The sequence below is a fragment of the Mucilaginibacter terrae genome (assembly GCF_031951985.1).
GTDB classification, from domain to species: Bacteria; Bacteroidota; Bacteroidia; order Sphingobacteriales; family Sphingobacteriaceae; genus Mucilaginibacter; species Mucilaginibacter terrae_A.
Genome location: NZ_JAVLVU010000001.1, coordinates 5,236,635 through 5,257,954, shown reverse-complemented (window position 1 = coordinate 5,257,954; position 21,320 = coordinate 5,236,635). Strand labels below are relative to the sequence as shown.

11 protein-coding genes are annotated in these 21,320 nt (G+C 41.5%); 1 reads left to right on the top strand and 10 read right to left on the bottom strand.

The window, feature by feature from the left end; translation table 11 throughout:
- Positions 1-56 precede the first annotated feature (56 nt).
- The 7 genes from QE417_RS22545 to QE417_RS22515 all read right to left on the bottom strand — a co-directional run bounded on the left by QE417_RS22545 (position 57) and on the right by QE417_RS22515 (position 14,107).
- On the bottom strand, positions 57-1,532 hold the full coding sequence (locus QE417_RS22545; protein WP_311954067.1) for an RICIN domain-containing protein: 1,476 nt from the start codon (positions 1,530-1,532) through the stop codon (positions 57-59).
- 63 nt (positions 1,533-1,595) lie between these two features.
- The gene (locus QE417_RS22540; RefSeq protein ID WP_311954064.1) at positions 1,596-3,299 is read right to left on the bottom strand and encodes a RagB/SusD family nutrient uptake outer membrane protein; all 1,704 of its coding nucleotides are present in this window, start codon (positions 3,297-3,299) and stop codon (positions 1,596-1,598) included.
- A gap of 5 nt (positions 3,300-3,304) precedes the next feature.
- The gene (locus QE417_RS22535) at positions 3,305-6,478 is read right to left on the bottom strand and encodes a SusC/RagA family TonB-linked outer membrane protein (RefSeq protein WP_311954062.1); all 3,174 of its coding nucleotides are present in this window, start codon (positions 6,476-6,478) and stop codon (positions 3,305-3,307) included.
- Between the two features lie 305 nt (positions 6,479-6,783).
- Entirely contained in the window at positions 6,784-10,920 is a 4,137-nt protein-coding gene (locus QE417_RS22530; RefSeq protein WP_311954059.1) for a two-component regulator propeller domain-containing protein, read from the bottom strand.
- A 417-nt stretch (positions 10,921-11,337) separates the two neighbouring features.
- Positions 11,338-11,664: a family 43 glycosylhydrolase gene (locus QE417_RS22525; RefSeq protein WP_311954056.1), complete on the bottom strand. Its 327-nt coding sequence runs from the start codon at positions 11,662-11,664 to the stop codon at positions 11,338-11,340.
- 190 nt (positions 11,665-11,854) lie between these two features.
- Positions 11,855-12,220, bottom strand: coding sequence for an RNA recognition motif domain-containing protein (locus tag QE417_RS22520; RefSeq protein WP_311954053.1), 366 nt, complete (start codon positions 12,218-12,220; stop codon positions 11,855-11,857).
- 123 nt (positions 12,221-12,343) lie between these two features.
- Positions 12,344-14,107: an alpha-L-fucosidase gene (locus tag QE417_RS22515; protein ID WP_311954050.1), complete on the bottom strand. Its 1,764-nt coding sequence runs from the start codon at positions 14,105-14,107 to the stop codon at positions 12,344-12,346.
- Between the two features lie 250 nt (positions 14,108-14,357).
- Between QE417_RS22515 and QE417_RS22510 the strand changes: the two genes are divergently transcribed.
- Positions 14,358-14,855, top strand: a complete 498-nt coding sequence (locus QE417_RS22510; protein ID WP_311954045.1) for a hypothetical protein — start codon at positions 14,358-14,360, stop codon at positions 14,853-14,855.
- Positions 14,856-15,145: 290 nt separating this feature from the next.
- On the opposite strand, the gene QE417_RS22505 is transcribed toward QE417_RS22510, so the two are convergent.
- The 3 genes from QE417_RS22505 to QE417_RS22495 all read right to left on the bottom strand — a co-directional run bounded on the left by QE417_RS22505 (position 15,146) and on the right by QE417_RS22495 (position 21,316).
- Positions 15,146-16,660 carry a SusD/RagB family nutrient-binding outer membrane lipoprotein gene (locus tag QE417_RS22505; RefSeq protein ID WP_311954043.1) on the bottom strand — a complete coding sequence of 505 codons (1,515 nt, stop codon included), beginning with the start codon at positions 16,658-16,660 and terminating at the stop codon, positions 15,146-15,148.
- 10 nt (positions 16,661-16,670) lie between these two features.
- Complete coding sequence (locus QE417_RS22500) at positions 16,671-19,853, bottom strand: SusC/RagA family TonB-linked outer membrane protein (protein WP_311954039.1); 3,183 nt, start codon at positions 19,851-19,853, stop codon at positions 16,671-16,673.
- 146 nt (positions 19,854-19,999) lie between these two features.
- The gene (locus QE417_RS22495; RefSeq protein WP_311954036.1) at positions 20,000-21,316 is read right to left on the bottom strand and encodes a gluconate:H+ symporter; all 1,317 of its coding nucleotides are present in this window, start codon (positions 21,314-21,316) and stop codon (positions 20,000-20,002) included.
- Positions 21,317-21,320: the final 4 nt, after the last annotated feature.

The following is a 21,320-nucleotide window of genomic DNA, read 5'->3' as shown; positions in this document are numbered from 1 at the left end:
AATGCTTTGCATTAGGTTATTAAATAAACGTGTTTTAACAGTTCATACCAGTGCTATTACTGCGCAATTGTCCATTGCTGGTTATTTCCACCATTCCAGGGCCACTGTATAATTGTGCCACCTGCTGCAGTAGAGCCTTGATTGACATCAAGAGACTGTTTACTGTTTTTATTAGTGATTACGTATTTACCGTTTTCCAATACCGAAATATCCCATTGCTGGTTATCGCTGCCTCCATAGGTCCATTGAATTGCGGCGGTACCATTGTTGGTTGATGCCTGGTTTATGTCAAGCGCCAATCCGCTGTTACGGTTAATAATTTTAAAGTATCCATTATCGGTTGATACGATACTCCATTGCTGGCTGTTACCTGTGCCTGCGGTTTGTTGTGTAATAGCCGCACCACCGGCAGTTGAGCTTTGGCTTACATCAAGCAACAAATTGCTATTGGCGTTAGTGATTTTGTAAAAGCTATTTGCATTAAAAGTTGATGGATTATTACCCCACGCATAATTCATACGCGTTAAACCCGAGCCATTGGTAAAGGCCATAGTTCCGGCGTTGAACGTAAACAGGCTGTAAGTATCATTATCTCTTAACCCCGGCCAGTATACGCTGGCTACGTGGGCGGTTCTTAATTTATTGGTGATACCTTTTATAAAGGCTATTTCTGCATCGTTGTTAATACTACCGGTGTAGTTTTCACCAGTGGTCATTGGAGCGCCAAACTCGGTTAGCACAGTGCGCGAAGCATATGCGCCCATGGCGGTTTGCATTTGTGATTGCCAGGTACTTTCGTTAACATGGTTTCCCCACCATGCATAAATATGTAAAGAAAACAAACAGTTGTTAAACCTGCTATCTGCACCCATTACGGCTACATTTTCGCTGTAACCTGTTCCTCCAACTAAAATTCTCTCTCTCGGCACGTTGCTGTAAGTAGTGAGCCACTGTGCACAAATATTTTTCCAGTCGGTTTCTGTATAACCGAACGGCTCATTCATTATTTCAAAGTAAACTTTGGGGTTAGCCCCATATTTAGTTACCACTGCGCTCCACATAGCCCAAAACTTGGTCATGTCGTCAATCTTACCATCTTTAGCGGCTGTGCCTTCCCAATAAGCTAAAATCACTTTCATGTTTTTGCTTAATGCCTTATCAATAGCACCCGAATAAGAATTCCACCAGGATTCGGCTACCGAAGGCGGGTTTACAGGCAACCTGACTGTATTAGCCTGGTTGGTAATGAAGGCGTTTAAAATAGTTTCGGCTTTATTTTGTACAGTGCTGTAATTATCTGCAGCAGTTAAGCCGCTTGGTATAACCCAACCATCATTATAGTTATCTCTTGCATCGGCCCAGTTTAATCCTGAAATGGCGGCTGCGCCTAACGAATTTGTTGTTACAGGCGGAGTTGTGGTTGTGGTCTCCGGTGCTTCATCAGTTGATGACTCATTTTTTTTACAAGCCGAAAAAATGAGTAAAAACATCCATAGGATTGTATTGAGGGCAAGTATTCCTTTAAATCTCATGATCCGAAAAATTTGAATGTTTAAAAAAATACCCGTGCCGCCAAAACGGCACGGGTTATCATATTAATTGTTATAGCCGCTATTTTGCTGCAGCTGATTACTTGAAGCCTGTATCTCGGCCCGAGGTATTGGTAACCAGTAATGGCGGGTTTGGAAGTTTCTGCCATCCAAAGCTACTTTTGGTGCAAAAGTAAAGCCGGTGCCGGTTTTGGTAATGGTTACTCCCATTGCCGGTTTATTTTCGGTTACATCGGCAATTCTCCAACGGCGCACATCATAAAAACGGTGCTCTTCAAAGGCAAGCTCAATGCGGCGTTCATGACGGATAGCATCACGCATTTGGTCTTTCGAAGATACATTGGCAAGGGCTGGCATGTTCACCCCTGCACGCGCCCTGATGGCATTAACCGCAGTACGAGCCGAATAAGTTGCTCCCGGAGGAACCACATCCGGACCATAAGCCTCGTTGGCAGCCTCGGCAAAATTCAAAAGTATTTCAGAAAGACGGAAATACGTCCAGGTTTGGAAACCCGCGTTACCCCATGGGTTCTGTATAGGGTATGTTTCGTTAATAAACTTTTTAAGATAGTAACCAGTTTTTGATGTGTTCCAGTTTTCACTGCCATCCCGGCTGTCTCTGCCGCCAGGTATAAAAGTTTCTATGGCACGGCCACGGTATTGTGCACCGTTGTAGAAAATAGTGGCTGCAAATCTCGGGTCGCGGTTAGCATACGGGTCATTGGCATTAAAACCTGATGTTGGATCGGTAATGGCCTTTCCATTGCTCATCTCATAATCATCAACTAAATTTTGCAAAGGCGAATTACCTGCCCAACCGCCGTAACCGTTTGGTCCGTTAGCAATTTCTAAATGCACGTGACCGGCATCGCGGGTATAATACCTGGCAAAAATAGTTTCGCTGGTTTCATTTACCAGGAACATGTTACCATAGCCACCTGAGTACAAATTGTATTTGTTTAAACCAATAACTGCTTGTGCTGCATTTGCTGCTGCTTCCCAGGTTCCGGCTGCATACAGCGGACTTGCTGCGTATAATAACAAGCGCGATTTTAAAGCAAGCGCTGCCCCTTTTGTTGCCCGTCCATTGATCCAGGTTCCATCATTGTTTAGAGGCAATTTTGCCGAAGCATCATCTAATTGAGCCGTTACATAATCAATAGACTCTTTTATGGTAGAACGTTTAAATAACGCCGGGTCCTGAAAATTTTCACCTAACTGGGTAACACGGTCGCCCATGAGCACTATACCCCCATAGTTACGAATAAGGTCAAAATAACGGAAGGCTCTTACAAACTTCAGCTCGCCTTCTATGCGGTTACGGTGAAGTGCGCTCATTGGTACGTTAGGCAACAGGCTCAATGCAAAATTACACTCGCGTATACCCCTGTAACCTCTACCCCAAAAAACATTGGCTATACCCAGGTTATCAGGGCTTAATTGCCCACGTTGAATTAACCAGGTATCGTCATCATTGTTATAGATAGATTCATCGGTAAGTGAGCTCCACATGGCGTATTCAAATCCTCTTCCAAATCCTGGAGGAGTGCCGTCACCTTCTTTATTGGTTAACTGTGTACCAATGTAACGGTTGGTTACATAAGCCTCAAATACAGTACTATCTGATTGTAATGCTGATGTTGCAATACGGTCTGTTGGCTGAATATCTAAATAATCTTTTTTACAGGCCGAAAAAAGCAGGGTTGCACTTACTAATGCGCCCCAATATTTTATATATCTAATTTTCATTACTCTTAAAATTTAACGTTTACACCCAGGTTGTATATTTTTTGCTGCGGATAAAACTGGCCGCTTCCACTGTCACCTTCCGGATCATAATCTTTAACTTTTGATATGGTAAACAAGTTAAAGGCACTGAAGTAAACCCGTAAAGCTGAAACCTTAATTTTTGATAAGAAATTAGCGTTTACATTATACCCCACCTGGAGATTTTTAAGACGTAAAAAAGATGCGTTATTTAACCAGAAAGTGCTTGGATATAAGCCACCGCTTATGGCACTTGATGATCTTTCGGTTACCATAGGGAAAGTTCCGTCTGGCGTGTTAGGCCCGAAACGATTATCGGCCCATGAGCGGTAGAAGTTACCAATGGTGCCCGACTCGGGAAGAACATATTGTGCTACCTGTGCCTGACCAGCCAGTAATGCAGTAAAATCGAAGTTTTTGTAAGCTGCGTTTAATGTAAAGCCGTAGGTGATTCTTGGAACGTTTCCATAAGTATTTCTTACCATATCCCGAGCATCAATTACACCGTCTTGGTTGTAATCCTCAAATTTAAGGTCGCCAACTTTTGCCCCTACTACGTGCGGATATGCGGCAAGCTCCTGGGCGGTTCTGAAAAGGCCTATGCTTCTGTAAAGCAGCGGGGTATTTAATGAAGCACCTGTTATTTTTTGGTATGGTAACAACCCTGGTGCATCATCTAAAAATATCACTTTGCTTTTAGCATAAGTTACATTACCTGATACTCCCCAAGTAAAATCTTTACCACTATGATTATATCCCAAAGTGGTTTCAAAACCCTTGCTGTTAACCTCGCCAATATTTTCTTCAGGTAATAATCTATCACCATTATATGGATTGACTATACCGGTAACTGCGGGTACCGAGCCACTTCGCGGAGTGAGCAGACTTGTACGGTTTTGATTGAAATAAATTGCCTCGATATTAAAGTTTTTAAGAAATACAGCATTTAAACCAATGTCGAGTTTCTTGGCAACTTCCCAGGTAATGTTAGGGTTGGCCAGTTTAATAAGGTTCAAATTAGCTTGTATATCGGTACCGCTAACAAAACCATTTCTAACAATGGTAAAGTTGTCAAAGTATTGAAAATTACCGATCGCATCGTTACCCAAAGTACCATATGATGCACGGAATTTCAGGTCGTTAAAGAACTTAACGTTATTGGCAAACCAGTCTTCTTTCGAAATACGCCATGCACCCGATACCGACGGGAAATACCCCCATCTCTTACCTGCAGGAAAGTTAGAACTTCCATCGGCACGTAACTGGCCTTCAATCATGTACTTTTCGTTGTAGTTATAAGTAAGTTTACTGATAACACTTTGGCGGGTAAAATTGGAGCTGTAGCCAGAGTTAACAAAATCTGTTGAAGCTGTACCACCTTGCGAAAGTTCTGGAAGCTCTGATGAAAGGAAATTCCTGCGGGTTGCATCAAAATATTCCCTGCGGTTTCTGCTTTGCTCATAACCCACAAAAGCGAAAATATCATGCTTGCCAAATTTTTTGGTATAGTTCAATTTAGCGTTTGATATTAACTGAACATCGTTCATTTGCGATTCGAACAATATAGGCTTGTTATTGAAACCACCATATAACCTTGGTTCATAAACATTTGTACTGGCTATATAATTATAAACGCTGTATGGCTTCGAGAAATTTTTACTAAAATTGAAAGCACGGTCAACCGAGAAAAATCCGTCAACAGATAATCCTTCAACACCTGGAATTTGGTAAGTTGCCCTCAAAATCCCGTTGAAAACATGTATTGGATTCTTGTTTATGCCCCCAATATCGGTTACTTGTAAGGCCGGATTTTCACCCTCGATCCCAATGGTTGGTAAACCATTAGGATAAAACGGCGCAACAGTTGGGTTAGCACGGTAAATTGACCGGAATATGCCACCGCCCCCTGTAGTTGGGTACTGGCGATCTTCCTGCCTGCCAGATAGTGATAAGCTTACTTTAAACCGTTTGGTAATGTTGGCATCAACGTTTGAACGGAAATTGTATTGCTTATACTTGGTAACACCATTTTTATACAGATTATCCTGGTAAATAGTACCTAATGAAAGGTAGTATTTTACATCTTCGCTACCACCATTTACAGACAGGCTTTGCTGATTTTGTAATGCTACTTTTTTCAGCGTTGCATCAATCCAATCGGTATTAGGGTAATTTAACGGGTCAGAGCCATTACGGAAGTTTTCGATCTGCGCTGCACTGTAACGTTGGTTTAAACCTCCGCTTGGGCTGCCGTTGTATAAAATTTCGTTTACAAGCTGAGCATACTGAGGCGCATCGGCCATTTGAGGTAAACGGGTAGGCTGGCTAAAACCCTGGTTAAAGGTATAGTTGATAGTTGGCTTACCTGTTTTACCACGTTTAGTAGTTACTAATATTACGCCGTTAGCTGCACGGTTACCATAAATGGCTGCGGATGCATCTTTCAGTACCGAAATGCTTTCGATGTCATTAGGATCTAAACGCTCGAGGCCACCTATCTGCCCCGGAATACCATCCACAACAACCAATACATTATTACTACCTCTTGTAGCTAAACCACGTATAGTAATGCTTGAACCATCGTAACCAGGCTCGCCCGAACGGTTGTTGGCAATAACACCCGAAAAACGACCGGCTAATGAGTTAGATACGTTTGGCTGCGGACTTTTAACAAGTTCGGCACCCTTTACATCAGATACTGAACCGGTTAATGTTGAACGCTTTTGTGCGTTGTAACCTACAACCACAACATCGGCCAATGATTTTTCGGAAACTGCCAGCTTAACATCAATTGATGCCCTCTGACCCACTACCTGCTCCTGGCTGGAATAACCTGCATAAGAAAACACGAGAACAGCATCATCCGGCACTTGCAGCGAGAATTTGCCGTTAACATCTGTAATGGTGCCACGCGTGGTGCCTTTAATAGAAATACTCACTCCGGGAAGCGGTTCGCCTTTTTCATCCACAACGGTACCGGTAACCTGGCGATCCTGCTTTTGCAGTTCAACTTTAAAACCGGGATGATTTGTGATTGGAGAAGCGCTTAGCACCGCCGGAAAAGACAGCAGAGCTGTGGCAATAAGCGCACAATTGATCACCTTTCCTGCCTGCCTGTAAATGCGCGGCGGAGAGGATTGAATTTGTAAAAATTCACTCATAATAATTGGTTTAAAAAATGATTTTTATACTACCGGTGCTGTTAAAGCCATGCCGGTAATACTAATTGGTTTGGGAGCTAAATTGAGAGAAATTTTGCTGTGCAAGTGAGGGGTAATTGAACATTTATACAGGGGTAATACGCATAAAATCGCTTCAAAATCTCGCTTTTAAGCATAAGATGCTTAGTAAGGCAAAAATCTGCAACTTTTATGTTACCAAAGTTCATGTTAATAATATAGTTAGCAAACTCGATATTTTTAGCTTATATCAGATACAATATGTACCTGATGAAATTTGCTATTTCCTACTTTTTTGCCTGCCTTAATGCAGGCGAAACTGTATTTTGATAGAATGCCGGATTCCTGTATTTTTTGATGTACTGGGAAGGGTTCATATTAAACAGTTTGGAAAACTGCTCCCTGAAATACTTAGCATCGTTTATGCCTACCTGGTAGGCGGTTTCCATAATTGTGTTATTGGTATTGATAAACAATTCGGCAGCTTTACGTAACCTGATGAAACGGATAAAATTATTGGGCGAAAGACCGGATATTGATTTTACCCGGTTGTTGAGATTAGATTTTGAAATACCCAGTTCTTGTGCAAGTACAAGGATACTAAAGTCAGCATCCTGCAAATGCTTTTCAACAACCTTGATACACAGATCGAGAAATTGCTTGTATTCGTTCGAAATTTTAAGGTTACCGGGACTCAAAGTAATTTCGTTGTAGAAATACTGTTGCAGAGTATTCCTGCTTTTTAGTATGCTTGATACACGTGCTTTAAGTAAGTCGCGGTCAAAAGGCTTACTTATGTAATCATCAGCTCCGCCTTCTATACCCTTCAGCTTTATCTCGGGCGAAGAACTTGCTGTTAACAATATAACAGGTATGTGCGAGATGGATGCATCATCCTTAATGAGGTTGCACAGTTCAATACCACTCATCCCCGGCATCATAACATCGCTAATTACAATGTCGGGCATAGTTTCTTTTACCAAATTCAATCCCGTTTCGCCGTCGGCTGCTTCTAAAACCTGGTGATCGAGTTTAAAAATAAGTTTAATATACTCCCTTATTTCATCATTATCATCAACCACGAGTATGGTTTTAGAGTCTGATGCGAGTGGTTGCATCAAATCAGGCTCTGTTGCAGCTTCAACCGAAGCATTAACAGTAACCTCATCGTCTATCATTTCTCTTAACAGCACCGAACTTGATGCTGTATCCTCTACTATCTGAGCCTTATCCAAATGCTCCTTACCTTTCAAAAGTTCTACTTTAAAAACAGTACCGGCTCCAAGCTCACTTTCATAGGTAACTTTGCCTTTATGCCGTTCAATAAAAGTTTTAACCAGGTAAAGTCCAATCCCAAAGCCTCCCATAGGTGCATTGCTTTGATGCGGTTCCTGGTAAAACCTGTTGTACAGTTTTTCGCCAATGCTGGCGGGTATACCCCTACCCGTGTCACTTACTTGTATAATGGCAGTGTTTTCACTTTCACTAACCTTAACCTCAATACGTCCATGGGGCGGGGTAAACTTTACTGCATTTGATAATAAGTTGAACAGCACGATCTCCACCTTTTCCCTATCCAAAAGCACTTCAATAGGGCTATCGGGCGAATGAAAGTCATATTGAATATTTTTAACCCGGGCCTGGTGAGTAAAACATAAAAATACTTCTTTGGTAAGCTCAACAATATTAACCATTGATACCCTCAGCTCATCATCATCCCCCGCTTTGCGAAAAAGCAATAGCTGATCAACCAGACCTAAAAGGCGCCTGGCATTTCGGTATACAATATTTAAACTCGTTGTATCAATGTTCTGATCATTTTTATACAGCAGCTCCTTTACCGGGTTAATGATGAGCGTTAGCGGCGTGCGAAACTCATGCGAGATATTTGTAAAAAAAGACAACTTCTTTTCACTAAGTTCTTTTTCCTTTTCGCTTTCAATATTTGCAACCTTAATACGGTATTGTAATTTGGCTTGCCTGCTTTTATAAAAAACAAACACGGTTACAAGTCCAGCTATTATTAAAAGGTAAATGCTGTATGCCCACCATGTTGCATACCACGCCGGGGTAATAATAATTTTTATTTCCTTGCCAGCCTCATTCCAATAACCATCGTTATTAGCTGCTTTAACTTTTAAAGTATACCTTCCGGGGTTTAAGTTGGTATAAGTGGCTTTACGTTGGTTGCCCACATAATTCCATTTTTTATCGAAACCTAAAAGTTTATAGGCATAATTATTTTTTTCGGAATTTGTGTAATTAAGGGCACTAAATTCAACTGAAAACATATTTTGACCGTGCGATAACCGGATTTCGTCTGCTGCATTTATTCCGTATTTTTTAAGTACCGAACCTACTCCGGGAACAACCGACCGGTTAAATATTTGCAAATCGGTTAAATATACCGGTGGCTTTTGGGCATTAAGTTTAATTTGAGCGGGTGAAAAGTATAGTATACCACTTGGGCCAGCAACTAACATTAACCCGCCGGGCCCTTTAGCAATACGGTCACTTACAAATGCCCCATCGGCTTCATCAAAGTTTTTTACTTCGAGATTAACCGGGTCAAACCGCGAAAGACCGGTACCTGTTAGCACCCAAAGTTTACCTTCTGCATCTTCACAAATATTATTAAACTCATTGCTCGCAAAACCATTATTATTTGAGTAACTTATAAAGTTATCTTGCTTTCTGTCATACCTGTTCAATCCATTAACGGTACAAATCCAAATTCCCCCGCGCGAATCACGAAAGATGTTATTAATCGTGTTATCACTAATATCCCCCTTGCTATTATCTTTCCTTAAATATCTGCGAAATGTTTTTGTGGCCGGGTCGAAGCGGTTAACACCTCCACCGGCTGTACCTATCCATATGGTGCCATCCAAATCTTTTGAAAGACAATACAAGTGATTATTACTGATGGAATTAGGATTATTAGGCTGGTTATAGTAGTGTTCAAAAGTTTGGTTCGCGCTGTTGAATGTCTTTAAGCCTGCATCGGTAGCCAATAAATACTTACCAGGCGTAAGCTCAATCATATCTCTAAAAACGTCTTCATTAAACAATGAACCAAGTTTTGAGTGATGTGTGAAGTTTGTGAATGTGCGGTTGTTTTTGTTGTACAGATCAAACCCGTTCTCGGTTAGTACCCATAGTTGCTTTTTGCTATCAATGTATAGCTTACTAATATCATTACTTGATATTGCCCTGCTGTTTCCATTGTATCTAAACTCAGTTGTTTGCCCTGTTCGTAAGTCAAACTGGTACAACCCGTTATTGGTTCCTAACCAAAGCAATGAATCTTGCTCCAGCAATGCCTTAACGGCTTTTTGCCCTATGTTAAAAGATGCAAAATTGAATTTATACTGGTTGGTATCCAGTTTAATAAGTCCCGAATTAGTGCACAACCAAAACCGGCCGGCACGGTCATCGTATATCTCACCGTTAGCGTAAAATGTACCATCATTAACCTTTATCCATTTATTGGTGGCAATATTTAACCAAAATATACCGGCAGTTCCGCCCACCAACAGCTTTTCATTGCTAACAGCAACCGCGCTAAATACTGAGGGATTATCAGCATCAGGGCCACCAAAATATTTAAATTGCTGTGTGCGTGGATTAAAGTTATACAGCCCTTTCCAGTACGTGCTAACCCATAGGGTTTTGTCTTTACCCCACACAACCGACCATACATCATTAGGGTTTTTACTACCTGCTTTCCACTCCTGTTTAAAGCTCCTGAAAACTTTAGATGACCGGTTAAACCTGGTTAATCCACCGCCCCAGTTGCCAAGCCATAAATCCGGTCCCTCACCTTCAATTATCGAATTAACAGATTTGCCTACCATGGCGTTACTGTTTTTTGCATCCGGACGGTAGACTAAAAACTCGTCATTTTTTCTTTCATATTGATTAAATCCGTCATCAGTACCAACCCATATGTTGTTGTTGCGATCGCACAGTACTGACCATATTTTATCATTACTAATTGATTGTGCATTACGTGCGTCGTGGCGGAATGATCTGAATTTTTCCTCTTTGGGCTCAAGTATACACAAGCCATCCATTGTACCTATCCAAATATTACCGTCTTGGTCTTCTGCAAGGGAATTAATAAAGTTATTGCTAAGGCCCTGCAAATTGCCCGAACGGCTTACAAATACTTTGAAGCTGTAACCGTCAAACCTGCACAACCCGTTAGCCGTACCCAACCACATAATACCGGTTTTAGAACGCAGAGCACAGGTAACCGATTTACTTGGCAAACCATCATTAGTTGAATATGACCGTTGTGCGTAATTTGGCATCTGATGCCCCCCACCCAAATGAAGTAGTGGGGTTTGTGCCGTAGTTGAAAAAACAACAGCAAAGGCGAAAAACAATAAGAGATAAACTTTTTTTCCAGTATTAAGCATATCCCTAACTATTGAATTGTACATACAAACCTTTGGCCCGAAAGGATAAGCAAACAAAGAAAGCACAATATTTTATAATTGGTAAATTGATTAAACGCAACAAGAATCCTGATTTTAGAGACTGCTCCTTAATCTTCAGATTAAATAGTCTGATTTACGAAGATAGGCTTTTTTACGAACAGATATAAATACCTCTCTTTACCGCTATAAAGAAAAACAGAGATATTAGGTCATTCGGGCTTTTAGCAAATGGCAAGAAGTTGTTTATCAGGGCGTACATTATTTTCTCTCAAAAAGCACGCTTGCCCAATAAGTAAAGACCGGTAATTATTCGTTGATTTTGGCTGGATTGAAGACCATGCCGGAAAAGATAAGTCACATATCATTCTTCACGGACTGATAAACATAGCTGAACTCTTAGTTCATGGCTGGTGATATTACAGAGATATCGTTAACCACATGACCCTGAATACGCCAGTTAACCATATTTTTAGAATGAAGCACAACAAAACCGGGCGAATATTGAAAAGTTGACGACACTGCATAATAATCGCGGCCTACCCTTATGCAATCTACATCGCTATAATCGCCGGGTATAACAGGATTTTGGTAAGTACCTTTAAGCTGGTCGCCCCAGGTTGTCCAGTTGCCCCAAACAGGTAAAGCTGCTTTAATTTGGCTTTTGGCATTAGTAAAACAAAGCAGGGCAGCAGTAAACACTGTTACAATTATATGGCGAATCATGATCTGCAAAATAATTAAATGGTTGTATGTATTAATATAGGCTGGCAGGTATTACCTACAAGCCAGCAAATTCACCACATTTGTATAAGCCAAACTGCCGCAACCTACAATGTTAAAACTTAAGCTTTACATAAATAGCCTGCATATCCTTTTCAACAAGCCCGTGAAGATAAGACCATTTACACCATTATCATTCAGATATGGACTGCCATTTGTGGATTCTTGGCCGTTTAACTTTTAACTGGTTAATTTCTTCAGGAGGAGGAGCATTAGTAATCGCCGCATGGGCCTCTAAAACTCCTGATTCAACAGTTCTCCTGTTTGCAAATCTTACGTGCAACACCCGCTCGTTTATTTCAAATCCATCTAATTCTTTGACAGCCAAACGTGCGCCAACCTCATCATCAAAATCAACAAAAGCAAAGCCTTTGCTCAAGCCGGTATGCTGATCGGTGATGATCTTTACCCTTACAACATCACCAAAATCAGCAAATTGTTTAAATAAAGCATCTTCTGTAGTTTTTCTATCAAACCCAACTATAAATAGTTTTGTCATATACGATGAATCTTATTAAATATCTCCCAACCATTATCCATTGCAATGTTAATGCTGATAATATAGTTGGAAACTGAAAGGTTTTAAGGTTCCAGTAGTATTACCAACTATAGATATACCACCTTAATCAATTTTAAAAACAACAGATGTTGCTAATGATGTTACATTCGGGTAAGTGATCTTCAACCCACCATTGGTTTGTTCCCACTTCAGTTTACCGTTATAACCTAACATACTTACACTCTTTATGGGGTGCCCAAGGTGCTTGGCATCGGTACCTAACGATTTTACATTTAAAACAGAACCAACTTGGGGTATTACCATACTGAATACGTACAGCGCTTTGTTTTTACCCACTGTAAAACGAAAATCCTGCTCATCAAATTTAAATTCAGCTTGTCTCCGTTCCAATTTGCCACCCGGTAACATTTTAATTTTGCCGTTTGTTTCCTTGCCTTCGCCAGGAATAACCCAGGCACGGCTACCATATACTGCCTCGCCGTTTATGCGCATCCAAACACCTACTTCCTTAAGCATTTTTTGGCTTCCTTCGTCCAGCGAACCGTCGGGCAAAAGAGACACGCAAATAGCAGCATTGCCATCCCTGGCAATAGCCTCGGTAATATACTTGATCATCATACCTGAATCGTAAGTAAAACCGGGTTCGTAAAACCAGTCTCCAACAGGTACTTCGGCAATCCAGGGTTGGTCGGTTTTAATATTGGCCGGTATGCCAAACTCTTCTGTGGTTACGGTACCATTGGTATTATTCCGGAATTTAACAACACTGAAAGTATTTACTTTGCCACGCTTGGCCAGTGTGCGGTTATAAAAATCGGCTATTACTGTTTGCATGGCGTTTGCCTTGTAACCGGTGCCGGTACCATCCCCTGTAAACGGGCCTTGCACAGTTCCGTCGGTATAAATAAAATCAGGATCATAATGTTGTACAACATCCATCATGCGTTGCGCCCAGTTGGTTGCGTACCATTTATCGTAAGCCAGATGCCTGGAAAATATACCGGCTGAGGGTGGAGTCCATGGCGACTTGGCAGCGGCGTCAACCCCTTTGTATTCGCGGAGATCGATACCGTACAAAAGCCTTGGGTCAAGGCCTTCCCACCATTTACCCTTGCCATCAGCAAGCGTAAGGTTACCATCATATGGAATACCCTTTTTAGGGCCTTGAGTATCACTACCAAAGGCGGTTTGCCACCACCACCAGGTATACTCGTGATGGAATGTAACCCCAAAACGTATCCCCGAGGCCCTTGCCGCTTTTGACCACTCCCCTATTATATCGCGTTTAGGACCCACATTAACCGAGTTCCAGGGTTGATACTGAGAGTTCCAAAGATCATAATTATCATGATGAACGCCCTGGATCATCATAAAGCGCGCCCCTGCGTCCTTGTATATCTTAGCTAATTTAACCGGGTCCAATTGTTTAGGGTTCCAATCCTTTAATATTTCCTTGTAACCCACTTCGGATGGGTGCCCGTATTTCTTTAAATGGTTTTTATAGGCGGTTGTACCAGGAACATACATTTTGCGTGCATACCAATCGCCGCTTTCGCCCGAGGCCTGTGGGCCAAAATGCACCCAAATACCAAATTTAGCATCCCTCAACCATTCAGGTTCGCCCGGGTAGTTCTTTTCAATTGATGCCCAATTAGGCTCAAACGGCCCCTTAGCAATTGGGATATTTAATTGTTCTTCTGGAAAAGCTTTACTATCACCCATGCTAATACTATCTAAAGAAAGTACGCGGGGTATTGCAGGAATGGGCTGATGTTTGGACCTGCTGTATTTATGGGTGGATTGCTGTGCGTAACTGCTGGCTGCGCTAAGGCATAACATCAGCAATACTGTGGCGGAACTTCTCATTTTCTATACAATAATTTACCGTTAAAATTAGTCGCGATAAAACAAGTAAATATTTAAGTTAAATTATTGACCATATCAGACATTTACTTGTATAAATCAGACAAAATATTATGATAAGATCATACCAACGTTTCATTAAGTAATCTTTTCCTCAAAGCAATATTTTTTAATAAAACAATATCTCAATTATTGCATTAACTATTAAGCAATTTTTGCTGATATTTCCATGCCCCGGTAATGTAAAAACTGCGTGGCACATTCCAATGCGCCTGTAGTGATGCAACGCAATAAAATGATTTATAGTGGTCCTTACAACAACACGCATAGGTATCAACGTGATGTATATTTAGATGAATCGTCGTTTACGTTAAATATTAATCCTGCTGTTTTAAGTTTAATAGACCATTATGAAGCAAGCTATTCATTAGCGTATTACGAGAAGTTTCAAAATGTATATAATTGGCGTGAGGATGGTCCTGGTGGCGCTACCTCTCATCCGGAATCAGCGGGACCGAATTTCCAAGACAACGAGAATATTATTCATTTAAATTTCACAGAAGTTGCATACAGCAACAAGACTAATGATCCACAAGATGAGAATGGAGATATTTGGATGCCTCTTAACGCCGTTAACAATCATTACGTTGTTAAAGTAACTGTTAAGTTATTCCCCAAGGCGCCGTATAATACGGAACCCATTGTGCTTACAAGATCTTACCTGCCAAACTATACTTTGTTCGCTGATTAAAGAAATTTTTACCGAAAAGGCTTAACGCCACAGGTCTGCCTTTTTTTGATTCGCCGGGAATGGCGTCTTTAACAGCATCTGCTATATATCTGCAAAAAATGAAACATATTTTTTTGCAGATATACCAATACTACAGTGCTTAATACTGTTAACGGGTTTGTGCGCACCAAAGTTGTATCAATGTGTTGTAAAAACTTTTATGACGACTTTTTTATATACTAAAATGTGCGCCATCTTTTATGATGGCGCACATTTTATTATATTATTTACTGCATATAATTACTACTTTATTACTTATCCCAGAATACCCGGGTATCCAAATCGTCTGAACCACCTATACTTGCAACCGCGGCTCTGTAATTTTCCAGGTTTACAGATGCTTCTGCCAGTGGATAATTAAATCGCCTTACAAAATCGCCTTTAATTTGCTTTCCGGGATATTTATTAGGTGCTAATGCCGGAAATCCGGACCGCCGGAAATTAGCCCATGCTTCGGGCCCATTGTTAAAAGAATTGATCCAGTACTGTGTATTAATCAAATTCAAGGCATTGGCATCATTGTAAACAATAGGTGCACTGTTAAGGTATACATTTTGTGTATTTTCAGGTATTACAGCACTGGCATCATAAGCCACCATTTGCCCCATAGCTCCCTTTATGCCATTATTATAGTAAGTAGAAGCTGATCCTGTGATCCAGCCTCTAAAAGCAGCCTCTGCCAGCAAAAATTGCGTTTGCGCATAGGTAACAAAAAATTGCGGTGTGGTAACTTTACCTAAAACAGCATAATTTACTTGAGAATAATTAAACCCGGCACCCACTGCGCCACGGAAACCCGGTGCAGTAGGCAAGGTGCCCGAATCATAACCTACGGGTAAGCCAAATTGATTTACAGTTGTTGTATCTCCAACCAAACTTGGTGCCTTGCCCGGATCGCTGTACTTGGCCGACCAGTATTTTAACCGGGGATCTTTGGAATTTTTGAGTTGGCTAACAAAGGGCTCTGCCAGGTAATACGTATTAGTTAATACCGATACGCCTGTGCTTACCACATTTGGAAATTGCTGCGTGTACTTAATTAAACAATTATCGTCATTAGATTGCATTACGCCACCGGCAAAGGCAGCTTGCACAATTGATTGTGCTTTAGCGGGGTCTAACTTGCTATAACGCATACCTGCACGTAATAAAAGAGAGTAACCTAACCTTTTCCATTGTGCCACTCTTCCTGAGTAAAACAGGTCGGCGGTTACAATGTCTTTAGCAGGGTCGAGCGCGGCAGAAGCTTCAGTGAGTTCTTTAACTATATCGGCATAAATGGTTTGTTGCTTATCATACTTAGGGTTGTAAATATTGTTCAGATAAGCTTGGCCTGCTTCGGTGTAAGGCACATCGCCGTAGGTATCTACCAAAGTCATAAACTGGTAAGCCCTCCATATCCTGGCTTCATTGTATAAGTTTGAACGGGCTGGTACATCTTTTACCTGGCTAATAACTTGTGTAATGAGCTTAACTGACCCATTGTAGGTATTGGTCCAGCGGGCCGAGGTAAAGCCCTGGTTTAACACGTTAAAGTTAAACGCAGATGTTACGCCTCCAAACGGGTTAATAAACTGTTGAACAATAGTTTGTTCGAACTCAAAAAGTGAATTGTAGTTTGAGTATTCGGCATTAGTAAACAAGTATGCCGCATCTAAACTGGTTGGATTGTTGGGATTAACATTAAGTTCTTCAAATCCTTTGTCGCAGCTTGCCGCTAACAACAATGTGGAAGTAAGTATGGTTAGTAATGATCGCTTCTTCATAATTGTCTTTTTAAAATTTGACATTCAGGTTAAATCCAAAAGTGCGGTAAGTAGGCAATGAGGCCTGCTCATACCCTGTTAAGTTATCACCACTGGAAGACATGGCTTCAGGATCTATATTATCAACATATTTTTTAATGATAAGCACGTTACGACACACCGCAGATAAAACGAGTCCTTTAATATATTTTTTACTTACCAATCCGGTAAGATCGTAGCTTAAGGATAGGTTTCTTAGCTTAACAAAACTGCTGTTGTAAATAAATGGATCGAGGATGCCTTGAGAACGATAATTGGCATAAAAATCTTCGGCATTTACAGCGGTAGTATTAGGCGTACCGTCGGCATTTACCCCAGGGAATACCACTCCACCCTCACGACCGGGCAGCGATGCTTTGGAAAGCCCCTGCCTTAAGGCATTGAGGTTGGTGCTTGACAGCATTTTACCGCCAGCTTTATAATCAATATGTACCAGTAAATTAAGGCGTTTGTAAGTAAAGTTATTTACCCAACCACCGGTGGCTTTGGGCAGGGCGCTACCAAATAATACCGGTAATGCACTGGCTACCGGCTTACCTCCTGCTACAATGATGTTTCCGTTAGCATCGCGGCGATAGGTAGGACCTTGAATTTGATTTAATGGTAATCCTACCTGATGTACTATTGAACCAAAAAACTCACCCGATCCAACCTGTAATTGTTTTTGACCTATAGCCAATTCAAGCACTTTAGACCGGTTCATAGCCGTATTGAAAGACGAGCGCCAGGTAAAGTCTCTTTTTTTAACAGGCACAACTTCCAAATTAAACTCTACACCTCTGTTTTGTAAACTACCTAAATTTAAAATAGTGCTGGTATACCCGGAGGCATTAGATAGTGCAATACTGAGTGCCTGGTTAGTTGTTTTTTTGTCGTACGCGGCAACATCAAGATTTACCCTGTTATTGAACATACGCAACTCAATACCTATTTCCTTTTCTTTAAGCGAGTAAGGCTTTAGATTTGGATTTGGTGTACCGGCGTTATTTATAAGACCAAGTGGCACGCCATTAAATAAATTTTGCTGAAGGCCAAAGGTAAGTGTGTTACTGTATGCACCTATACCATTATCACTGCCCACATAGGCGTAAGAGCCCCTTAACTTACCAAAGTTTAACCATTTAGGTCTTTTATCACCCAACAACTCGGAGAATAAGAAACTGCCACTTACTGATGGATAGAAGTAACTATTATTTTGAGGGTTTAAAACCGAAAACCAGTCATTTCTACCTGTTACATTAAGGAAAAGGTATGATTTGTAACCAAACTCGGCCGTACCATACAATGAATTTATTTTCGATTTGGTGATACCATAAGTAGATGTGGTGGTAACTCCATTACCAATGGTGTACAGGCCCCGAACGTAAAAATTAGTAGCTGTCTCTGTAAAGTTCTGATTGTAAGAAGGGAACGTATTGCCACCAAAGGTAAAATCCATAGAAAAATCACCAAACTTTTTTCCACCGCCCAAAAGGAAATCCATATTCATTTGGCGGTTAGTATTGTTATTTACGGTGTACAAACCATTAAACTGACCAGCAGGTGCAGGAGAAAGTGCAAGCATTCCGGTTGCATCGTTTCTTTCAAAAGGCACCACCGAATAGTCCATATTCACCCGGCCTTGTGCATACAACCAATCAAAAAACTGGTAGCGTAAGGTAATCGTTCCAAGCAGGTGATCTTTGGTTTGCTTGTTGAACTGCCTTCCCATTAAATAATAGGGATTAGTTAATGTGTTAAAGCGCGAGGTTGGCGTTTCATTTCCATTTGCATCAACAGCTCCGTTTCTAAGTACATCTAAACTTACCGAGTTGGCAAAGCGGTAGATATAAGTTGGGATAGAGCCCCCCTGAATACCTATAACCGGCTTATTATTATCATTTTCATGGGCGTAATTAATGTAAACCTGCGCCAAAAACTTAGGCGTGAAATTGTAATTTAAACCCAGGTTAAATATCTTTTTATGATAATCATTATTAGGTATAATGCCCTGTGCGTCCTGGTTAGAATAAGCAAAGCGAAAACTACCTTTCTCGCTACCGCCAGATAATGCCAGCGTGTTGGTAAATGTGTTTCCACGTCTGAAGAATTTGCTAACCCTATTTCGTTCAGGTGCGTATGGTCGTTTTACGCCATCAAATTGAAATGTTGGAACGTTATCAAATTTTTCACCAAAACTCCAGCCACCCGAACTTTGTGCTTCCCCCTGCGTTTTGGGGCGCACGTTATTTTCTCCCTGGCCATATTCATACTGAAAGTCGGTGTAATCCAATGCCTGGTCCTGCGTAAAGTTTGAGGTAAACTCCACACCTATGCCAACATTCTTATTACCGGTTTTAGTAGTTATAATTATGGCACCATTAGCAGCACGTGATCCATAAAGTGCCGCTGCCGTTGCCCCTTTCAATACGGTCATCGACTCAATATCATCAGGATTAATTTGTTGCAAATTATCACCAAGGTCGTTTATTTGGGTATAACCATCGGTACTGCCAGCGCTTTGCGACATGGGCAAGCCGTTCACTACGATTAACGGAGAGTTATTAGCCGAAAATGATGACTGTCCGCGCAAACGAATTTTCGTACTTCCACCCGGACCGCTGGCTGGCGGTGTAATATCTAATCCGGCTACTTTACCCTCTAAAGCATTGGCAAAATTAGTAGTCCGATTGGTGGTAATTTCTGCAACCTTAACGCTCTCAGCGGCATAGCCTAACTTTTTGGCTTCACGTTTAATACCTAAGGCTGTCACTAACACTTCGGTAAGGGCATTGTTTTTAGCTGCTAATGTTACGTTGATGACCGTTTTGCCAGCTATAGTAACAGTCTTGCTCTCAAACCCTACGTAATTAAATACCAAAACAGCATTATCGGCCGCTTTAATAGTGTACGCCCCATTAACATCGGTAACAGTGCCGCGGGTAGTGCCTTGTTCGGTTACAGATACCCCCACCAACGGTTCTCCCTTATCATCGGTAACATGCCCGGTTACGGTTACATCTGCAGTAATAAGCGATAAATTGGGAGCGTCCCAAGGCTTATTGCCATTTAAGGTGCCCCGGCTGGCCTCGGCCGCCGTAAGGCAACAAGTTACAATAATGCAGGTGAGAGAAACCTGCACTAAAGCGTAATTAGTATAATTTTTCTTCATCATTATGGTTTTAATTGGTTCTTAAGATCTTGCATGGGTCATGGTTTCTGACCGTTTGGATTGCAGCCACCTCCGGCACTGCGATTCATTTTATGTGGTCACATTAAGTTTCTTTCCATATTTTATAGTTTAAATTTTGTGAGCGATTATTAGGTAATAAAGTCCAGTAGCAATACACCGCACAATCCTAAAACGGCAACCATGCTTTCCATAGCCGTCCAGGACTTGAAGGTTTCTTTCAATGTTAAATGAAAATATTCCTTGTAAAGCCAAAAAGCTGAGTCGTTTACGTGCGAGCCAAATAAACTGCCTGCACCTATTGAAAGTACCAGCAGATTAGGGTTTACGCCCTGATGCGCTGCTAAGGGATATAAAATACCGGCAGCCGTTAAGCCGGCAACAGTTGCCGACCCTAAACAAACTCTTAGCAGGGCAGTTGTAACCCAGGCCAGTATCAAAGGATTAAAAGCATAGCCGGCCAGCATTTCGCCCAACTCCAGGCTAAGCCGGCTATCGATAAAGATTTGCTTAAGCGCACCTGCGCTACCGATGATCAAGAGGATCATTGATATATCTTTAATTGCACTTGTATAGCAATTCATCACCTCAACAACACGCTTTCCCTGTAAAATACCTAAGCTAATGGTAGTAAATACCAGGGTTATTAACATAGCCACTACCGGGTCTCCAAAAAAGCGCACCATCAAAACCAGTACGCCGTTGCCGGGTACCAGCATAGGTACCAGGTTTGCAAATGCAATAAGAATTACAGGAAGTAGTGACGAAATTATACTGTTTAGTACTCCGGGTAATTGCTCGTAAGAAGCTTGGGGTGTTGACAGTAATGATATGTTGTTGGCTTGTACAAAGTGCCGAAACCTGCCGGCAAACACAGGCCCGGCAATAATAATAGTAGGAATGGAGATAATAAGACCGTATAAAAACGTCTTATTAAGGTCGGCATGAAATATGCCGATCAGTGTCATTGGCGACGGGTGCGGCGGAACGAAACCATGCATAACCGAAAGCGCCGTAAGCATAGGCAACCCTACAAAAACCGATGGCAATTTATATTGATAGGCTACCGAAAATATAACTGGTATGGCTAAAATGAACCCTACGTTGTAGTAAAGGGGTATACCGATGATGAGACCGGTAAGCGCCATGCCGTAATGAATATACTTGCTACCAAATATTTTGCGCATAAAGCCGCTTATTTGATGCGCTGCCCCACTTTCGGCAACAATTTTCCCCAACATTGCGCCAAAAATGATGACCGCCACAACCGAACCCAGACTATCGCCTATGCCTTTGTTTACCGACTGCATAATATTACCGGCAGGAACACCCAGCAACAACCCGGCAACAATGGCTACGCACACAAAGCTGAGAAAGGCATTCGCCTTAACCCAGGTGATAAGCACCACCAGCATCAGGATACAAAAAAGCAGGGAAAGTAATATCATTTAA

Coding starts and splice junctions, on each gene's coding strand:
- QE417_RS22500 (WP_311954039.1), bottom strand. CDS start 19,853: ATGATGAAGAAAAATTATACTAATTACGCTTTAGTGCAGGTTTCTCTC.
- QE417_RS22520 (WP_311954053.1), bottom strand. CDS start 12,220: ATGACAAAACTATTTATAGTTGGGTTTGATAGAAAAACTACAGAAGAT.
- QE417_RS22505 (WP_311954043.1), bottom strand. CDS start 16,660: ATGAAGAAGCGATCATTACTAACCATACTTACTTCCACATTGTTGTTA.
- QE417_RS22545 (WP_311954067.1), bottom strand. CDS start 1,532: ATGAGATTTAAAGGAATACTTGCCCTCAATACAATCCTATGGATGTTT.
- QE417_RS22495 (WP_311954036.1), bottom strand. CDS start 21,316: ATGATATTACTTTCCCTGCTTTTTTGTATCCTGATGCTGGTGGTGCTT.
- QE417_RS22525 (WP_311954056.1), bottom strand. CDS start 11,664: ATGATTCGCCATATAATTGTAACAGTGTTTACTGCTGCCCTGCTTTGT.
- QE417_RS22540 (WP_311954064.1), bottom strand. CDS start 3,299: ATGAAAATTAGATATATAAAATATTGGGGCGCATTAGTAAGTGCAACC.
- QE417_RS22530 (WP_311954059.1), bottom strand. CDS start 10,920: ATGCTTAATACTGGAAAAAAAGTTTATCTCTTATTGTTTTTCGCCTTT.
- QE417_RS22515 (WP_311954050.1), bottom strand. CDS start 14,107: ATGAGAAGTTCCGCCACAGTATTGCTGATGTTATGCCTTAGCGCAGCC.
- QE417_RS22535 (WP_311954062.1), bottom strand. CDS start 6,478: ATGAGTGAATTTTTACAAATTCAATCCTCTCCGCCGCGCATTTACAGG.